The sequence below is a fragment of the Haemophilus sp. HMSC066A11 genome, assembly GCF_001811665.1.
In the GTDB taxonomy this organism is placed as follows: Bacteria; Pseudomonadota; Gammaproteobacteria; order Enterobacterales; family Pasteurellaceae; genus Haemophilus; species Haemophilus influenzae.
Genome location: NZ_KV805870.1, coordinates 1 through 19,754, shown reverse-complemented (window position 1 = coordinate 19,754; position 19,754 = coordinate 1). Strand labels below are relative to the sequence as shown.

Genomic DNA, 19,754 nt, shown 5'->3' with positions numbered 1-19,754 from the left:
TTTTTTACTATATCTTAATTATCTTGGCTCCCCTATTTACAGAGGAAAGCAAAGATAAAAACCTTTATTAAATTAACCGCACTTTAAAAACTCAACGCATCTTCCACTAACTGTTTTTGCTGTTTAGTGTGAAGCGACATATAACCCACAGCAGGCGAAGCAGAAGCTGGACGCCCTGCATATTTGAGTTTAACGGATTCTGGAATTGCTGATTCAAAATTATGTTTGCTGCAATACCAAGCCCCTTGGTTAAGTGGTTCTTCTTGGCACCATACATAATCCGTGACATGCGCATAAGGCTCAAGCGCTTTCTTCACATCCTCATGCGGGAATGGATAAAGCTGCTCAATACGAATAATCGCTACATCTTTCTGATTATTTGCACGACGTTGTTCAAGTACATCGTAATAAACTTTACCTGAACACATTACCACACGTTTTACATCTTTAGGATCAAGCTCATCAATTTCTCCGATTACCGTTTGGAAAGTTCCATTAATCAACTCGTCTAAACTGGACACTGCCAATGGATGACGTAGTAAAGATTTTGGGGAAATGGCAATCAATGGACGGCGCATTTTACGTAAAGACTGGCGGCGCAACATATGGTACACCTGTGCAGGTGTTGATGGCACGCAAACTTGCATATTTTGTTCTGCGCAAAGTTGCAAATAACGTTCAAGACGTGCGGAAGAATGTTCAGGGCCTTGTCCCTCATAGCCATGAGGCAATAACATAACTAAACCACACATTCTGCCCCATTTTTGTTCGCCAGAGCTAATAAATTGGTCGATAACAATTTGCGCACCATTAGCAAAATCGCCAAATTGCGCTTCCCAAATGGTTAAAGTTTTTGGATCTGTTGTTGCGTAGCCATATTCAAAAGCAAGAACAGATTCTTCAGAAAGTACCGAATCCCATACTTCAAAACGACCTTGATTGGCGTGTAAATGTGTTAATGGTACATACCCCGTACCATCATTTTGATTATGCACAACGGCATGACGATGGAAAAAAGTACCTCGTCCCGCATCTTCGCCTGATAAACGAACATTAACACCTTCATCAAGTAAGGTTGCATAAGCCATGGTTTCAGCCATACCCCAGTCGAGCAATTTTTCGCCTTGATACATTGCTTTACGATCATTATAGATTTTTTCTACACGAGGATGAGCACGTAAACTTTCTGGATATTCACATACACGTTTAGCAAGGGTTAAAAAACGTTCCGGTGAAAATTTGCTTTCATAAGGTGCAGTCCAATCATAGTTGAGATATTGCAACCAATCCATTTTTGCCGTATCCATTTCTCGCCATTCTGATACGACTCGATCGCCATTATCTAGCGCATCGCGATAATCATTCGCCATCTCGGTGACTTGTTCTTCAGTCATCACGCCTTCTGAAACTAAACGATCCGCATAAACTTTACGAGGGGTAGGATGTTTTTTGATGATGCTATACATCATTGGTTGAGTAGCTAATGGCTCATCAGCTTCATTATGACCATGACGGCGATAAGAAATTAAATCGATAAAAATATCTCGTTTAAATAAATTACGATATTCCACCGCCATACGCGCAGCAAATGCCACCGCTTCAGGATCATCACCATTAACATGAATAATCGGTGCTTGAATCATTTTCGCAATATCAGTGCAATACTCTGTGGAACGCGTGTCATTCGGATTAGATGTCGTAAAACCAATTTGGTTATTAATCACGATGCGAATAGTACCGCCCACACTATAACCACGGGCATTTGACATATTCAATGTTTCTTGAACAACCCCCTGTCCTGCCACAGCTGAATCTCCGTGAACAGTAATAGCAAGCACTTTGCTATGTTCTGTATCATTCATACGAGTTTGTCGAGATCGAACAGAACCAATCACAACAGGGCTTACAATTTCCAAATGAGACGGATTAAATGCCAAAGTTAAGTGAACTCGCTTATCATCTACGGCGAAATCAGAAGAAAAACCTTGATGATATTTCACATCCCCCGTACGTTCGCTGGAATGTTTACCTGCAAATTCATCGAATAAATTTTCAGGCTTTTTACCTAATACATTCACAAGCATATTCAAACGCCCACGGTGTGCCATTCCCATTACCACATCATTTCCCCCTTGACGACTAGAATGGCGAATAATTTCTTTCATCAATGGAATAAACGCATCACTTCCTTCTAAAGAAAAGCGTTTCGCCCCAGGGAATTTTGCACCGAGATAACGTTCTAAACCGTCTGCTGCCGTCAGTTCACGAAGAAAATTGACACGTTCTTCAGATGTAAAAAGCGGTTTATCTAACAGGCTTTCCATTTTACTCTGAAGCCACATTTTCTGCTCCATATCCTGCACGTGCATAAACTCCAAGCCAATTGAGCCACAATATGTTTCTTTCAACATTTGAGCTAATTCGCCAAGTTTAATGGTATCACGTTTATAAACGTAATGATTAATATTGAAAGTTTCATTGAGATCTTGTTCAGTAAAACCATGATAACGATAATCTAATTCAGGGACGGAAGATACTTTCCAACGATAATAATTGAGGGGATCGAGATTAGCCTCTAAATGGCCTCGAAAACGATAGGCATTGATAAATTGTAGAACTTTCACCAATTTTGCACCAGCTGCAGGATCTATCACTGTCACCGCTTCATTATGATTTTCTCTCGCTAAACGACGAAAATAATCTCGCACTGGAGTATGGGGCTGTTCAAGTGCGGTGGTTTTTGGCAAAGAATCAAAGGTTTTTCGCCAGCTTTCCTCCACCGACTGTGGATCACTCAAATAGCTTTCATAAAGTTCTTCTATATAAGATTGATTTGCACCGCCTAATGCTGTGCTGGCTAACCAATCATCAAACGCCTTGTTTTGCTGCATAATTACCTCTTTATTATGATATTTGAAGCAATATTTTCGCTCCATTTTTTACGCATTATACATAGGATTGCAACGGAAATAAGCCTCTTATCAGAAATTGTTACAAATTTGTGATCTAGTTCAAACTCTTTAGATTTCAAACAATAAAAAACCGCACTTCATCTCTTAAACAAAGTGCGGTTATTTTTACTTGTGTTTTTAAAACTTCAACGTATTACCACATACATCCTACGCTTGCTCCACCGCCAGAATAGCCACTTGATGAAAGAGCTGCGTTTTGCCTTTTTCTAACTTTTTCACTCTGCATCACCATTCACTTTACCATAGACAGGCTTCCACGTAGGAGTTGCAGCAAAAGATTGAACAGAATAAAAAGAAGTGGAAATAAGTAGACTGATTAAAGAAAGGCGGATTAGACTATTTTGCTTGCTTAATGATTTTCATTGTTTTGCTCCTTTGTCAAGAAAATAATTAAGGGCGTTGGTTGTAACAGAAAATAATTTCAAAAATGTGAGCTACTTCACATTTTGGAAATTAAATAAAAAACGTGGAAAAAATTTACCGCACTTTTAGGCTAATTGATCATTTATTTTGCACTTGATTGATCAATAACCTCCAAGAATTTAGGATTTAAGATTTAGGATTTAAAAATGGATTGCTCCGCTTTTCTTGCCCAATGGTTGTGTAAGATCCGTGTCCAGCGATAATAATAATATCGTCATTTAATGGGAGTAATTTTGTTCGAATTGAAGAAATCAATGTTTCATAATCCCCGCGAGGGAAATCGGTACGACCAATTCCGCCTTGAAATAATACATCGCCTGTAAATGCCACTTTTTTCTCATGTTCAATAAAACCAATATGCCCAGGTGTATGCCCTGGTAAATGTAAAATCTCGAAATTAAAGCCATCTAATTTTAAAATTTCGCCCTCTTGATTAAACCAACGATCAGGCAAAAAAGCGTCAATATTTGGCAAGCCAAAACGTTGGGCTTGCACGGGTAAACTCTCAAATAAAAATTTATCTTCTTCTTGAGAACCCCAAATTTCAACGCCAAAATGTTGTTTTAATTGCATTGCAGCACCAACGTGATCTAAATGACCATGGGTAATCAAAATCACTTTGAGATTTAAATCCAGTTCTTCAATGCGTTGAATTAGGCGTTCGGCTTCGCCACCTGGGTCAATAATTGCGGCATTTTTTTCATCATCCCAAATCAAAGAACAATTTTGTTGGAATGCGGTAACGGGGATAATTTCGATATTCATTTTTAATCCTTATAATCGATAAAACTGTTGAGTATTCAAAAGCATTTGCTTTTGAACAGAATGTAATGGCAAAGACTTTAATTCAGCTAGTTTTTGCAAGACTGCCAATAATTGTTCAGAAATGCCCGCACGTTCAAATCCCTCGTGTTGCCAAGGGCTATCCGTTTCAATCATCAAGCGATTTAAGGGTAAATGTTGTGCGACATATTGGGTTTTAGGGTTCCATAAAATATCAGGGGTTAGGCTTGCAAAATAGGGTGTAGAGAAAAATTTCTGAAAAGATTTTTCATCTGTCTTAAACCAGTGAAAATGAGCCCGTTGAATTTTGTGTTTCTGCAATAATTCAAGGGCAATTTCTACATCGTTATGTACAATATGCAAATTTAACGGTAAATCCCATTTTTTTGCTATCAGAATAAAGCGTTCAAGTAATTCAATGTAAGGCACGTAATCTAAATTCGGATTTTCTCGTTTAGAATAATGTGGCAACCCCACCTCGCCAATCCCAGAAATCGATGAATGATGTTCATCAATCCATTGAAATAATTCTTTTTGTTCTTCTAAACTAGGTAATTGCTGTTCAGGATGAAAACCAGCTGCAAAATAAAGTTTCTTTGGGTAAGTCTGTTTTAAATTCAGCAGTTTTTTAGCACTGTTGAGATTAGTACTCACCGCAAGCATACCTATAATCTTTGAATGAGCAAGTATTTGCTGAATATTCTCGTCAGAGAGTTGGTCTAAATGAAGATGGCTGTCAAATAACATTTCTTTTCCAATGAAAAACCGCACAAAAGTGCGGTTAATTTTACATTTGTTTTACACGCCTTTCCAAGTTCTCACAGGGCCTGTATCTACGTGAATGAAATTACTGGTTGGATAATAACCCACGCCACCATTTCGCAGACTTTCCGCAGAAGATTTCACTTTAATCAAAGGCACACCTGCAATACGAAAATCAATGGCTTTTCCTTTAATGTGATAACTATTTTTCGCTACGCCACGACTTTGGCGACGACGCATTGCATTAGTAGAGGCTGAACGATAACCACAAATTACTTCAATTTCAGCATTGCGTAAGCCTAAATTAGTTTGGATATTATAAAATTTCTGGAATAAATTTGGATCCATTTTATGCACTTGATTTGTCCTTTTATCACGCATTAAATAATCCAATTTTTTTAACATCGCAGGCGAAAAACCTTTTGCTAAAGAAAACTCGCCACTTAATCTTTCGCCCGTATTAATGTTGCGGAAAGTTAAAATACGAGGTTTAGGTGTTGAAACCATTGCTAATACAGAATTTGGTAAAATAGATATTCCTAACGCAATACCGCCCAGCGATAACCATTTTCGTTTATTCTGATCCACATAATTCATTATAGCTCCCTTATTTTATTGAAGATATTTTTTTACGAGATCCCAATTAATCTCAGCAAGATTAATCTGACGATCATAACCATAAATATCAGGTAAATTTACAATATTTCCGTTTTCAATCCACGCTGTAACATAATATAAAAAAACAGGATTATCCGAGCGTATCGGCGCAGAAGTGGTTTTTTTACTTGCTAATACTGTATTTTTTCGAGTTTCTGTCCAACCTGCTTCTTTTAATAAAATACTTGCCAATTGATCAGATTTTTCAACACGCACACAACCAGAACTTAACGCTCGATTTTTACGATTAAACAATCCGCGATTTGGCGTATCGTGTAAATAAATTGCATCAGAACTTGGCATATTAAATTTATAATTACCTAACGCACTATCGCCAGCCGCTTGTCGAACTCGATAAGGAAATTTATTACCAATAGATTCCCAATCAATAGAAGCAGGATCAACAACATTGCCTTGATTATCTAAAATTGAATAATTATGCTCCGTAATATAATTTGGATCGGCTTTCATTTTTGGCAATAAATCTTCATTAATTAAGCGAATTGGCGCATTCCAAGGTGGATTTACAACCACATTACTTAATTTGCTATACATTACAGGTGTCCTGCGCGAATCTGTGCCAACAATTACCCGAGATTCTAAAATTAAATCGCCATCACGATAATACTGTAATTTATAGCTTGGAATATTCACAAAAATTCCATTATGAAAATCAGGAATCACACGTAAACGCTGTGCATTCATTGCCAATTTTTGAGCAATATTTGATTCTTTAGAAGTCGGAATAAACATCGGCAATGATTGAACTGTTTGGCGATATAAATGATTTTCTCCCGCTAAACTTTGTATGAAATCAAGAAGTTGATTATTTTCCACCGCACTTAACCAGCGTTGAATATGATCATTTTCAGGCTGTTGTGCTTGATACTGAGCAGATGAATACAACCAATTAGATGCTTGAGAACGAACATTTTGTGTGTAATATAAGTAATCTAACAAAATATCACTTAATAACACATCATAAACCAATCCGCCTTGTTGTTCTACCAATGCCAATGTTTCTAGTGAAGTTGCCGACGATTTTGAAATACCGCTTGCCACCATTGCCGCATAATCACGTAACAATTGACGAGCTGCCGCATTGTCAGTCCATAACGGGGCATATTTACGAGAAGCATATAAACGCGCGAGTAAAGGCTTAAATTGTAACTTATGATCACCTATTTCGTGTGTTAGCGTCATATTAAGCAATGTTTGTTTTTCTTCCGTTAAACGTTGCTGATCCGCATAAATGGCTTCTTCAAGCTCTTTTCTTTCTGCGAATGACAAATGGGAAAGATTAATGCCGTACAATGATTTAGATTGGTCATTTTTGCTCAAACCTACTAAAACACAACCCGACATCATCATAGATAATGATAAGGCGAATAATGATAACTTTAAGGTGCTTTTAAACACTACCATTTCCTAAACCTTTATTAAAATCACCGCACTTGTTGCTTTTCTCAAACAAAGTGCGGTCAAAACCATTTAGTATTTATTTTTTACTTTCCGTTTTTGCTTCGGATAGGCCGTTTGCTTGATTAATTTTCTGATCTGAATTAAAAATAACGAAATCAGCTGCTATTTTTTCAGCTTCTTTTAAGAAGAAATCTGGTACTTCGTAATCTTTCGGCAAATCATCAATATCTTTCAATGCTTTCTTACCCTCACGTTTAAAACGTTCGTTCAAATCTTTTAAACGTCTTGCATCATCTTTATCATTCTCTGCTTTACGCATTTTATAATTCAATGATAGAAATTTTCGATCTCGGCGTTCATTTCGCACTTTCAATTCTTCATTCAATGCAACAAATTCAGGATCTTTAGCAATACGAGCAAGATGTTTTTCATTTAGAATATTTACTGCATTATCAATATAATCGATATTTCCTACTTCCATATAACTCGCTGATGGGATTTTATCCCAAGCAAGCGCATTATCTTCTTTATCTTCCCCATATTCTTTCGAATCTATAATTTCGGGGAAATTAATATCGGCTGCAACACCTTTTAATTGGGTTGAACCACCATTAATACGATAAAATTTTTGAATAGTATATTGCAAAACACCCAACGGGCTCTGATCTAAATCATAGATAAAATTTAACGAACGACTCTGTTGCACCGTACCTTTACCAAAAGTATTTTGCCCGATGATAATACCTCGACGATAATCTTGCATTGCTGCAGCAAAAATTTCTGATGCGGAAGCACTGTAACGATTAATCATCACAAATAATAACCCCTTATATTGTTGCGTAGCATCATCATCTTCATGAACACGAATACGCTGATAAGCATCGCGAACCTGCACAACAGGGCCATCGGCAATAAATAAACCACTTAACGCCACCGCTTCCGTTAATGCACCACCGCCATTTTCACGTAAATCAACAATAAGAGCCTCAGCTTTTTGATTTTCTAATTTAACCAGTAGTTTTTTGACATCTTCGGTTAATCCAATATAAAAACTTGGAATTTTTATTACCGCAATGTTTTTTCCTGACACTTTTTCAAAGGTTAGTTTAGCAGCTTGATCTTCAATACGGACTTTATCACGAACCAAAGTAATAATACGTGATTTTCCCCCTTTAGCAGGCTCAATTTCTAAGCGAACTTTAGTGCCTTTTTTCCCTTTAATTTTTTCTACCAAATCTTCTAAACGCCAACCAACAACGTCTTCAATATCGCCTGTTGCTTGCCCAACACCAATGATTTTATCCCCAGGATGCAGCTTTTTACTACGTTCCGCTGGCGCACCAGGTACAAGAGATTTGATGCTAATTTCATCATCTTCTGATTGTAAAGTAGTCCCAATGCCTTCCAAAGAAAGATTTATACTTTCATTAAAACTTTTTGCTGTTCTTGGGGAAAGATAACTGGTGTGAGGATCAATTTCACGCGCAAAAGCATTCAAATAAATTTGAACAATATCGTCTGCTTTTGTTTGCGTTAAACGACGAATGGCTAAATTATAGCGTTTTGTAAGCTTTGCTTTGATTTCTGACCATTTTTTATCTTTTAATTTAAGATTAATAATGTCATTTTTTACACGAGCATCCCAAAGTTTATTCGCATCAGCTTCAGTTTGTGGCGCAGCCGCTTTTTCACGATCAATTTCAATTTGATCTTGACCATTTAAATCAGGCTCTTTATCTAATAAAGATAACGCATAAGTATAACGTTCATAGCGACGTTTCATCATTACATCATAAATGTCAAACGCCGCAGAAAGATCGCCTTGACTCAACTGTTCATCTAACTTAGTACCATATTTTTGACGAAGTTCGTCTATATCAGACTGCAAAAAAGTATTGTGGCTAAAATCTAAATTTTTAATATAACGATCAAAAATTTTCTCGGAAAAATCATCATCTAATTTAATCTTACGATAATGGGATTGAGTTAATCTTGTCGTTGCACGCTTAGTTGCCAACTGGCTTTCTTCACTTATCGCTGGAATACTAATGTCACTTGGTTTTAATGTAGGTTGTACAGCAAATGCAGGAATTGCACTGCTCAAACACACCGATAACCACGCATAACAAATCACATTTTTTGACATTTTAAATTTCATAACCATTTCCGAGTCAATTTTTATTTATTAAGCAAATAAACGATCTGCAGCAACGTTCATAATCAAACCATTTTCAAGTTCAACACGTGCTGAATCTTTTAATACTTCTACCACTGTTGCTTTTTTAGCATTATCTCCAGCTTTAACTTTCACAACAGAACCAACAGAAATTTGTGAAAAATCAACCGCACTTAGTGATAATTTACTCTCTTTTTTAAGGTTTTTATTCGCAGGTTTACGCGGATGCTTTTTTTGTTGTGCTTTTTTAGCTGCAGCTTCTGCTTTACGTTTTTCCGCAAAACGCGCTTTCGCTTCAGCAAGTTGCTGTGCAGCGTGAGCAACGTGTTCTGCATCTAATACACCCGCAGGATTACCCTGTAAATCAACACGCACTGCACCTTCACGACAGCCATATAAATAACGCCAATTTGATGTGTATTGGCGAAGAGCCTGACGCAATTGGGTTTTACTTACGCGTTCATCATCTTGTAATGCTTCAGCTAAATCTTGAAATAAACCTATTTTTAATGGTTTTGCTTCGCCCTCTAAAACAAAGCAAAGAGGAAATTTTTCTGCTAAATAAGTAATGATAGCTTTTGCGTTGGTTAATTTTTGCACTTCCGTTTGCACATCTGTAACTTGAGATGATAATTGTGTGTCAGTCATAGTTATATCCTTGAGGCTATTAATAAAATAAAGATTTGCCTAGTTTATCGCACTTTTTACAAAATTAACAACGGATCCCGTTATGCTGAATAAATTTCACACAAAAATAACGCCAAGACTTCACAAATACGTTAAAACAACGATAGAATGGCACGTTTTTGATTTATAAAGAAAGACCACAAGCGTGCCTAAAACAAAGCTAACTTCGCCTCCATTTAAAATTTTAAAATGCACAGAATGTGATGCTTGCATTAACGTGCCTTCTATTCTTCAATCAAATGAACAAGCCGAATGCCCACGTTGTCATCATCTATTAGAAAGTGGTACGAGGTGGTCATTACATCGTTGTGCAATGATTGCATTATCTATTTTGATATTAATGCCCTTTTCCTTGAACTACCCCTTATTAAGTTTACATTTATTAGGCATTAAAATTGACGCCTCTATTTGGGATGGCATTTGGAAAATGGCAGTAGGTGGTTATGAATATACCGCGTTTATGATCTTTATTTGTGCCGTAGTAATGCCGATTACTTTTGCACTTTTAGTTATTATGCTTTGGCTGGCTAAGATTTTTCAGATAAAACCACGTAGTGTTTTACTATTTCTTGGTTACATTAAAGCTTGGGTAATGTTTGATGTTTATTTAGTGGCACTCGGAGTAACCATATTTAAAGTACGCGAATATGCAACATTAGAAATTAATATTTATTTAATTCCTTTTATTTTTACCGCACTTTTAACCACACTGCTTTTTATCAAACTTAATCTTTCCGCCTTGTGGCAGGAATTTTATCCTGAATGTACTCCAGTTTATACAAAACAAGCTGTTGAATTATGTCCTGCTTGCCATTACACCTTTACGCAAAAATCTATCCATTACGATCATCAACAAAAAATTTGTTGTCCCCGCTGCCAGTCGCCTCTTAATACATCGGATAAGCTAAAATTACAAGCGACTTGGGCAACCTTAATTGCAGGGATTATTATGCTTTTTCCTGCAAATTTATTACCTATATCTGGCATTTATTTAACAGGTGCATTATCTGAAGATACGTTAATTTCTGGGGTTATTTCATTTGTTAAATCAGGTAGTTATTTTGTTGCTTTTGTTGTGTTTTTTGCCAGTATTTTCGTGCCTATCAGCAAAATTTTTATTATGCTTTACTTACTTGCTTGCGTGCATTTTAAATGGCAACATTCTATTAAATGGCAAATGCGTTTATTGCATCTAGTACATTTTGTTGGACGCTGGTCTATGCTTGATTTATTTGTATTAGCCTTAATGATGTCGCTTGTCACACGCGGAGAAATCATTAATTTTACCGTAGGTCCAGGCGCATTTTATTTTGGTGCAGCCGTATTTTGCACGATGCTTTCCACCTCACAATTTGATAGCAAATTAATTTGGAAAATTTATGACAGAGAAAAATAATTCCTCCTCAATAGAAGAAAAATATCAAGAAATAACAGCGAACTTACGTAAAACAAAACGCATTTCGCCTTTTTGGCTATTGCCTTTTATCGCATTATGTATCGGGGCAATTTTATTCTTTCAAATTGTGAAAGAACGCGGTACTAGCATTACAATTACTTTTGCTAATGGTTCTGGCATTGTGGCAGATAAAACTCAAATTCGTTATCAAGGATTACAAATTGGCATAGTAAAAGAAGTTCATTTCACTGATAACCTACAAAAAGTAGAAGTTATTGCAAATATCAATCCTGAGGCTTCAAATATTTTACGTGAAGACACAAAATTTTGGCTTGTACAACCAAATGTTTCCCTTGCAGGCATTTCAGGATTAGATTCTCTCGTGTCAGGTAATTACATCACTCTTCAACCGGGTGATGGCGATCGTGAAGATGAATTTATAGCAGAAGAACAAGGGCCTATTGCGCAAGTTTCAGCAGGAGACTTGTTGATCCACTTAATTTCTGATGATTTAGGTTCGATTTCTATTGGTGCGTCCGTGTATTTTAAAAAATTACCTGTAGGAAAAATCTATGATTACCGTATTAATAAAAACAATAAAGTAGAAATAGATGTGGTCATTGATAAAGCCTATGCCAAGTTTGTGAAAAAAGATTCACGCTTTTGGAATATTAGTGGCATTAACGCTAATATTAGCCCGTCAGGCTTAAATCTAAATGTAGAAAGTTTAAATGCCGTTGTACAGGGGGCGGTTTCTTTTGACTCTCCAGCTGACAGCCCAAAAGCAGATGAAAATAGTCATTTCACGCTCTATACCAATTTAAAAGCGGCTAAACGTGGGATTGAAATTAAGATAACTATTCCTGCCTCTACCGCTCTTATTGCAGGGCAAACGGAAGTTTATTCTCAAGATAATGCTATAGGGATTCTCGCCAAGCTAAGTGCGGTGGAAAATAACGATGAAATTTTAGAAGGCAGTTTATTGATCGATCCAAACCAAGCCTCTTTGTTTAAAGCAAATAGTAAAATTGTCCTACGCAATAAAAAAATGGATCTAGGCAATTTAGCAGAACCAAAAAAATTCTTTCGTGACGAATATTTTGATGTGATTGCGGGAGACGGCGAAACTAAACATCAATTTAACGTGATTAAAGAAAATGAATTATTACTCAATGCACCTAACACGTTAGTTTTAACCCTCACTGCGCCAGAGAATTACGGCGTCAGCGAAGGGCAAAATGTGTTTTATAACAATATGATAATTGGGCAAATTGTTTCACAAACAATTGATGTAAATGGCGTGCAATTTAAAGCAGCAATTGCCTCTGAATACCGTAATTTAATTCACGAAGATACTCAATTTGTGGCTGCAACCAATTTCGATATAAGCATTGGATTAGATGGATTGCGTTTTGAATCCGCGACACCAGAAAAATGGTTACAAGGTGGTGTTCGAGTACTAACAAAACAAGCTCAGGGAAAAGCTAAAACCAGTTATCCACTTTATCAAAATATTAGCAATGCAGAACACGGTATCACAGGCGATATTCTTACGCCAACAATAACCTTACATACCCAAACATTACCAAGTATTGATAAAGGCTCTCTCGTCCTATATCGTCAATTTGAAGTAGGAAAAATTTTAAGTATTAAACCTAAAACGAATAGCTTTGATGTAGAAATTTATATTTATCCTGCCTATCAACATTTATTGACAAATAAAAGCCGTTTTTGGGTAGAAAGTGCGGCGAAGATTGATGTCACACCGAAAGGCATTAGTATTCAAGCAACACCACTTGCACGTTCCTTAAAAGGGGCGATTAGCTTTGATAATGGTGGTTCAGGCAATAATCGAACACTTTATGCAAATGAAAGCTATGCAAAATCTATCGGGTTTGTCATCACGTTAATCACAGATGATGCAACTAATCTTAGCAAAGGAATGAATCTGCGTTATTTAGGCTTAGATGTGGGGCAAATTGACAGCATTCAGCTTGATGCAAAAGCGAAACGCATCACTGCAAAAGCCCTAATAAATCCAAATTATATGAATATAATTGCAAAAGAAGGTTCTCACTTTACGATAATCTCGCCACAAATTTCAGCAGGTGGAATAGATAACCTTGATAGTTTATTACAACCTTATATTGATATTGAAATTGGTAATGGCAACACAAAAACACAATTTAATTTAGCGCAAACGGCACCACAACGTAATAAATTTAGCAATGGCACACCGTTTATTTTAGAAACGCGTGATGCGATGAATTTAAGTGAAGGTTCGCCAATTCTTTATCGAGGTGTAGAAGTTGGCACAGTGAAAAAATTTGAACTTAATAGTCTTGGTGATCGTGTATTAGTGCATATTACAATTATGCCGAAATATAGCCATCTTGTTCGACAAAACACAGAATTTTGGATCGCATCAGGCTACGACTTTAGCTTAGGCTGGAAAGGTGCAGTATTTAATACGGGTAGTGTTCAGCAGTTGCTAAAAGGTGGGATTTCTTTCTCCACGCCAGCAGAAAAAGAAATTCAACCGCAAGCACAGCCCAACAAACGTTTCTTGCTTCAAATAAACCGCCCTGAAGAAGTGCAAACTTGGGGAAGTGGTGCGTTATCAAAATAACATAAATGAAAATATTTAATCTGCACCTTAATGAATTAGGGTGCAGGTAAGCGATTACCATTTTTCTAATGCTTCTTTATCGCTCTCTCTTGCTTCAATCCAACGCTCGCCTTGATTGGTTTGTTCTTTTTTCCAGAACGGAGCTTTGGATTTTAAAAAATCCATAATAAATTCATTAGCGTGGTAAGCATCTCCACGATGTGCGGAGCTTACCCCTACCAACACAATTTCATCACCAGTTTGTAAAAGCCCAATACGATGAATTACCGATACACGTTGAATATCCCAACGCGCTTTCGCTTGTGCAACAATTTCATTCAACGCTTTTTCAGTCATTGTGGGATAATGTTCTAAATACAAACTAGATACTGCATCGCCTAAATTAAGATCGCGTACTTTACCAACAAATATAACCGTTGCACCAACCGAATGTAGCTCAGAAAGCCATTGATAAACGGCATTTTGATCAAAAGGCTGTTCTTGTACCGAAATTTGAATATCCGTCATTTAGCCCCCTGTTACTGGTGGGAAAAAGGCAATTTCATCGCCATTTTTTACCGCACTTTCTAAAGGCATTAAGGTTTGATTAATTGCCACTAAAAGCTTCCCTTTTTCTAACGCTAACGCCCATCTATCGCCTTTTTGAGCAAGGTATTCACGCACCGCATCTGCTGTCGCAAAATCATCTTCTAATTGAATGGCATCAACGCCAATTAATTCACGAGTTTGAGCAAAAAATAAAACATTTAACATCTTATTTTTCCTCCGCAATAAAATGGCTTGATTTTCCACCGCTCTTTTCTAACAAACGAACTTGCTCAATCACAATGTCTTTCTGCACCGCTTTACACATATCGTAAATGGTTAAGGCTGCTACGCTTGCGGCAGTTAGTGCTTCCATTTCTACGCCAGTTTTCCCCGTCAATTTGCAAAGAGATTGAATACGAACTTGATTAGTTTCAAGTAATGGTTCTAAATTTACTTCCACTTTAGAAAGTAACAACGGATGGCAAAGCGGGATAAGCTCCCAAGTACGTTTTGCTGCTTGAATGCCTGCAATACGAGCAGTAGCAAATACATCGCCTTTGTGATGTTTACCTTCCACGATCATAGCAAGGGTTTCTTTAGACATGGTAACGATAGCTTCAGCACGGGCTTCACGAACGGTTTCCGCTTTAGCAGAAACATCCACCATATTGGCTTCGCCTTGAGAATTGATATGTGTAAATGTAGTCATAATATGATAAAAGTGCGGTTAAAATATTAAATGTTTTAAATAAGCGACAAAGGAAAGCAGATGAATATTACCATTCATCTCACTTTGCTTTTAGCCACCGATAGACGCTAAATGATTTCTTACACCAGTATCGCCGATATGCAAATAATGATGTTCACGTTTGCCTTGCAGTGCGGCAAAAATACGCGCTTGTAAAATAGCTTGCTGTTCGTGTGACTGCAATAAATCACGTAATTCAATGCCTTCTTCGCCGAATAAACAAAGATGAAGTTTGCCCTTCGCTGACACTCTTAAACGATTGCAACTTGCGCAAAAATTCTTTTCATAAGGCATAATTAAACCAATTTCGCCCGCATAATCAGGATGTGTAAAGACTTTAGCAGGGCCATCAGTGTGGGATTTATGCTGTAATGTCCAACCATTTTTCAGCAATTTATCCGCTAAGACTTGTCCAGAAAGATGGTATCTATCAAAGAAACTATCCATTTCGCCCGTTTGCATTAACTCAATAAAGCGCATTTGAATTGGGCGATGTTTTACCCAAGCAAGGAATTGCTCAAACTCTTTGTCATTCAGATTTTTCATTAAAACTGAATTAACTTTGACTTTGTTATAGCCCACTTCAAATGCCCGATCAATACCACGCATCACGTCATTAAATTTATTGATACCCGTAATTTGATGGAACATTTTTGGATCAAGACTATCCACGCTGACATTAATAGACGTAATTCCTGCTTGCTTCCAATCAGCCACATCTTTTGCCATGCGATATCCGTTTGTCGTAACGGCTAATTGACGAATGCCCTCAATGTTAGCAATGCTTTCAGCAATGGAAATAAAATCTTTACGTAAAGTTGGTTCGCCACCTGTTAAACGGATTTTTTCTGTACCCATTTCAGCAAACGCTTGAGCAAGATGGGTAATTTCTTTTAAAGTTAAGAAACTTGGTTTGTTAGCTTCGGGTTGATAACCATCAGGTAAACAATAAGTACAACGAAAATTACACTGATCGGTAATCGACAGTCGTAGATAGTAATATTGGCGTTGGAAAGGATCGACTAAACGAGACTCTCCTACGTTCTTGATAGGAATGGATTGCATTTTACACCTTTCTAAATATGGAGAGGATAAACCGTTTCCAGCGTATCCCTGAATAACACACGGCGTTATTGGCTTGTCGCCGTATTTCGATGAAACTTAGGCTAAACAAGCTCGGAGTTATGCGTTAAATTTGATTTGTCGTCATTCTAAAAGATTTCACTTTATAAACACAATCAATAATATTGATGAAAATCAGTATTTTCCTAAATTCTTAAAAATCAATTATATAAAAAAATACATAATGAATTTAAAGCTGGTTCATTAGTGATAATTAATCCTATTTATATGAATAACTATAAATTTTGAGCTGATTATTATGAGGTATTTTTATTGATTTAAATCATAATTTAATCAATAAATAAATCTCTCTACTTTTCATAATCAGAAAAATATCCTACCATTTTTATCGGATTTATTTTTACTTAATCAATATAGGAGTGATTTATGTCTTTTGCCCAACAAAAACTTAGCGAACTCGCTGTTTCAATTCCAGGTGCAACTAAAATTTTTCGTGAATATGATTTAGATTTTTGCTGCGGAGGTTCTGTATTATTAGAAGTCGCAACACAACGAAAGAATCTTAACCTTACTGAAATTGAAAAACGTTTAACTGATTTACAACAAAGTACAGCAGAAAATAATGATAAAGATTGGACTTCGGCATCTTATGCGGAGATGATCGATCACATTATTACTCGTTTTCATAATCGCCACCGTGAACAACTCCCTGAATTAATTACATTGGCGGAGAAAGTAGAAAATGTACATGGTGATCGTGATGACTGTCCTATAGGCGTAGTCGCACAGTTAGAAAAAATTTATGCTGAACTTAGCCAGCATTTAATGAAAGAAGAACAAATTTTGTTCCCAATGATCAAAATGGGGAATTATGCTATGGCCTCAATGCCAATTCGTGTAATGAAAATGGAACACGATGAAGCGGGACAAGATGTGGAAGTGATCAAATCGCTTACTAATAACTGCACACCACCTGCAGATGCTTGTTTCAGTTGGAAAGCCTTATATAGCGGTATTAATGAATTTATTGATGATTTAATGCACCATATTCATTTGGAAAATAATATTTTATTTCCACGTGTATTAAACGAAAAATAATTTAATATTCGTCAAAAAATAACCGCACTTTAATCTATTCCGAAAAACAAACTACTAAAGTGCGGTCATTTCCACAAAAATTTTGAGTTGGTCGATAAGCCGAGTTCTGTCGTGGACAATCATTCCTCTAGACGACAAATTACTCTGCCGCTCAAGCAACCTACCCGAACTCTGGACGGGCCACCCATTGAGTTCCTATTTGGTCTTGCTACGAGTGGAGTTTACCCTGCTGCCAACCGTTACCGGAGGCACGGTGCGCTCTTACCGCACCCTTTCACCCTTACCGTTTACACGGCGGTCTGCTCTCTGTTGCACTGGTCGTCGGCTCACGCCGCCCGGACGTTATCCGGCACTCTGCCCTGTGTAGCTCGGACTTTCCTCTCGTTTACTTGTCCCACTAGGTCGTATAAATACGGTTAAGGGCTTCAATAAACCAGCGATTGTCTAACCAACTCGGCGCGTAGTATAGGGGCAATCATTAGTGCGGTCAATAAAATCCCCAATTTTTAGATATTGCTCATCAATCTTATAAACAATAATGCCTAATTTTTCATTCGTATTTTTTTATGATTTCGCTAAAATAACGCCAATTTCAACCGCACTTTTAGGAAGAAAAATGAACTATCTAAAAATTGCACAGAATTCCCTTTCTGTGGAAAGCAACGCGCTTTTGCAACTCAGCCAACGTTTAGGCGAGGATTTTAATCAAGTCGTGGATTTAATCCTTGCTTGCAAAGGTCGATTAGTCATCGGCGGAATAGGGAAATCCGGTTTAATTGGGAAAAAAATGGTGGCTACCTTTGCCTCTACTGGCACACCAAGTTTCTTTTTACATCCAACAGAAGCCTTTCACGGCGATTTAGGTATGTTAAAACCAATTGATATTGTGATGTTAATTTCCTATAGCGGCGAAACCGATGACGTCAATAAACTAATTCCAAGTTTAAAAAATTTTGGTAATAAAATTATTGCCGTGACGAGCAATAAAAATTCCACGCTCGCACGTCACGCAGATTATGTTTTAGATATTACTGTTGAGCGTGAAGTCTGTCCAAATAATCTCGCGCCAACAACCTCCGCACTTGTCACGCTTGCCCTTGGCGATGCACTCGCCGTATCGCTTATTACGGCACGCAATTTCCAACCTGCGGATTTTGCCAAATTCCATCCAGGTGGCAGTCTTGGTCGTCGTTTATTATGTAAAGTGAAAGATCAAATGCAAACTCGCCTACCAACAATTTTACCGACCACCAATTTTACTGACTGCCTCACAGTCATGAATGAAGGGCGAATGGGCGTTGCCTTGGTGATGGAAAATGAGCAACTTAAAGGCATTATCACGGATGGCGATATTCGCCGCGCGCTTACCGCCAATGGTGCAGAAACGTTGAATAAAACAGCCAAAGACTTTATGACAAGTTCACCAAAAACCATTCATCAAGACGAATTTTTATCCAAAGCAGAAGACTTTATGAAAGCGAAAAAAATTCACTCGCTAGTGGTTGTTAATGATGAAAATCACGTAGTGGGTTTAGTGGAATTTTCAAGCTAAGGAATTTCAATGCAACAAAAACTAGAAAATATTAAATTTGTTATTACTGATGTAGATGGTGTACTTACCGACGGACAACTTCATTATGATGCCAATGGCGAAGCCATCAAAAGTTTTCATGTACGAGATGGTTTAGGCATAAAAATGCTGATGGATGCGGGTATTCAAGTGGCAGTGCTTTCTGGTCGCGACTCCCCTATTTTACGTCGTCGTATTGCCGATCTTGGTATTAAATTATTCTTTCTTGGCAAACTTGAAAAAGAAACGGCTTGTTTTGATCTGATGAAACAAGCAGGCGTCACAGCCGAGCAAACTGCTTATATTGGAGACGATAGCGTAGATCTCCCCGCCTTTGCTGTTTGTGGAACGTCTTTTGCTGTGGCGGATGCTCCTATTTATGTGAAGAATGCTGTTGATCATGTACTTTCCACCCATGGCGGAAAAGGTGCCTTCCGAGAAATGTCCGATATGATTTTACAAGCTCAGGGAAAATCCTCTGTGTTTGATACCGCCCAAGGTTTCCTAAAATCAGTGAAAAATATGGGGCAATGATAACTAATTCGTCAATGTTATTGCTTAGTAAAAACGAAGTAACCACAAACATTGCCTATTTATCGCCCACTTATTGCCCCATTAACAACTCATCTCTATCTTCTATAAATACAGTAATTTGGTCTCAACGCCGAAATTATTCAACCACTAGTAAAGTGAACTTTAGTCCTATTCAATAATACTGATTTTTGCTGTGGACTAAAATCCGCGCTACAGCGTTCTCTTAATACTAGTACAAACCCACAATAAAATATGACAAACAACAATTACAACACCTTTTTTGCAG

General features: G+C 37.3%; 16 protein-coding genes, 1 other RNA gene and 1 riboswitch. Of the genes, 5 read left to right on the top strand and 12 right to left on the bottom strand.

Going from position 1 to position 19,754, the window contains the following annotated elements; all coding sequences use genetic code 11:
* Positions 1-83: 83 nt before the first annotated feature.
* From sucA to proQ, 7 genes are all read right to left on the bottom strand, one after another.
* A complete protein-coding gene (gene sucA / locus HMPREF2813_RS05800; RefSeq protein ID WP_014550684.1) occupies positions 84-2,891 on the bottom strand; it encodes a 2-oxoglutarate dehydrogenase E1 component in 2,808 nt (935 codons plus the stop codon).
* A gap of 630 nt (positions 2,892-3,521) precedes the next feature.
* Positions 3,522-4,160: an MBL fold metallo-hydrolase gene (locus HMPREF2813_RS05795; RefSeq protein ID WP_048946866.1), complete on the bottom strand. Its 639-nt coding sequence runs from the start codon at positions 4,158-4,160 to the stop codon at positions 3,522-3,524.
* A gap of 9 nt (positions 4,161-4,169) precedes the next feature.
* Entirely contained in the window at positions 4,170-4,925 is a 756-nt protein-coding gene (locus HMPREF2813_RS05790; protein WP_048946867.1) for a TatD family hydrolase, read from the bottom strand.
* A 51-nt stretch (positions 4,926-4,976) separates the two neighbouring features.
* Positions 4,977-5,537, bottom strand: a complete 561-nt coding sequence (locus tag HMPREF2813_RS05785; RefSeq protein WP_005650077.1) for a peptidoglycan L,D-endopeptidase MepK — start codon at positions 5,535-5,537, stop codon at positions 4,977-4,979.
* 15 nt (positions 5,538-5,552) lie between these two features.
* Positions 5,553-7,022: a L,D-transpeptidase family protein gene (locus HMPREF2813_RS05780; RefSeq protein ID WP_014550681.1), complete on the bottom strand. Its 1,470-nt coding sequence runs from the start codon at positions 7,020-7,022 to the stop codon at positions 5,553-5,555.
* A 73-nt stretch (positions 7,023-7,095) separates the two neighbouring features.
* Positions 7,096-9,177: a carboxy terminal-processing peptidase gene (gene prc, locus HMPREF2813_RS05775; RefSeq protein WP_041174619.1), complete on the bottom strand. Its 2,082-nt coding sequence runs from the start codon at positions 9,175-9,177 to the stop codon at positions 7,096-7,098.
* Between the two features lie 27 nt (positions 9,178-9,204).
* A complete protein-coding gene (gene proQ / locus HMPREF2813_RS05770; protein ID WP_005650069.1) occupies positions 9,205-9,843 on the bottom strand; it encodes an RNA chaperone ProQ in 639 nt (212 codons plus the stop codon).
* Positions 9,844-10,027: 184 nt separating this feature from the next.
* On the opposite strand from proQ, the gene HMPREF2813_RS05765 reads away from it, so the two are divergent.
* Together HMPREF2813_RS05765 and HMPREF2813_RS05760 are read left to right on the top strand one after the other, a co-directional pair.
* Positions 10,028-11,278, top strand: a complete 1,251-nt coding sequence (locus tag HMPREF2813_RS05765; protein WP_014550679.1) for a paraquat-inducible protein A — start codon at positions 10,028-10,030, stop codon at positions 11,276-11,278.
* Positions 11,262-13,907, top strand: coding sequence for a PqiB family protein (locus HMPREF2813_RS05760; protein ID WP_048942306.1), 2,646 nt, complete (start codon positions 11,262-11,264; stop codon positions 13,905-13,907). The genes HMPREF2813_RS05765 and HMPREF2813_RS05760 overlap by 17 nt, the downstream gene beginning before the upstream one ends.
* 54 nt (positions 13,908-13,961) lie before the next feature.
* Here the strand turns inward: HMPREF2813_RS05760 and moaE are convergent, their stop codons facing one another.
* From moaE to moaA, 4 genes are all read right to left on the bottom strand, one after another.
* Positions 13,962-14,414 (bottom strand): molybdopterin synthase catalytic subunit MoaE, encoded by a 453-nt coding sequence (moaE, locus tag HMPREF2813_RS05755; RefSeq protein ID WP_005659698.1) that lies wholly within the window; start codon positions 14,412-14,414, stop codon positions 13,962-13,964.
* Positions 14,415-14,660, bottom strand: a complete 246-nt coding sequence (gene moaD / locus HMPREF2813_RS05750) for a molybdopterin synthase sulfur carrier subunit (protein ID WP_014550677.1) — start codon at positions 14,658-14,660, stop codon at positions 14,415-14,417.
* A gap of 1 nt (position 14,661) precedes the next feature.
* A complete protein-coding gene (moaC, locus tag HMPREF2813_RS05745; protein WP_014550676.1) occupies positions 14,662-15,144 on the bottom strand; it encodes a cyclic pyranopterin monophosphate synthase MoaC in 483 nt (160 codons plus the stop codon).
* 90 nt (positions 15,145-15,234) lie between these two features.
* Positions 15,235-16,248, bottom strand: coding sequence for a GTP 3',8-cyclase MoaA (moaA, locus tag HMPREF2813_RS05740; protein ID WP_014550675.1), 1,014 nt, complete (start codon positions 16,246-16,248; stop codon positions 15,235-15,237).
* A riboswitch (molybdenum cofactor riboswitch) is annotated at positions 16,237-16,377 on the bottom strand. It overlaps the preceding gene by 12 nt.
* A gap of 315 nt (positions 16,378-16,692) precedes the next feature.
* Between moaA and ytfE the strand changes: the two genes are divergently transcribed.
* The gene (gene ytfE, locus HMPREF2813_RS05735) at positions 16,693-17,364 is read left to right on the top strand and encodes an iron-sulfur cluster repair protein YtfE (RefSeq protein WP_014550674.1); all 672 of its coding nucleotides are present in this window, start codon (positions 16,693-16,695) and stop codon (positions 17,362-17,364) included.
* Positions 17,365-17,443: 79 nt separating this feature from the next.
* Here ytfE and rnpB read toward each other — a convergent pair.
* An RNA gene (gene rnpB, locus HMPREF2813_RS05730) (RNase P RNA component class A) lies at positions 17,444-17,820 on the bottom strand.
* Positions 17,821-17,980: 160 nt separating this feature from the next.
* On the opposite strand from rnpB, the gene HMPREF2813_RS05725 reads away from it, so the two are divergent.
* Both HMPREF2813_RS05725 and HMPREF2813_RS05720 read left to right on the top strand, forming a co-directional pair.
* Positions 17,981-18,916: a KpsF/GutQ family sugar isomerase gene (locus HMPREF2813_RS05725; RefSeq protein WP_041174618.1), complete on the top strand. Its 936-nt coding sequence runs from the start codon at positions 17,981-17,983 to the stop codon at positions 18,914-18,916.
* Positions 18,917-18,925: 9 nt separating this feature from the next.
* The gene (locus tag HMPREF2813_RS05720) at positions 18,926-19,468 is read left to right on the top strand and encodes a KdsC family phosphatase (protein WP_014550672.1); all 543 of its coding nucleotides are present in this window, start codon (positions 18,926-18,928) and stop codon (positions 19,466-19,468) included.
* The last annotated feature ends 286 nt before the right edge of the window (positions 19,469-19,754 follow it).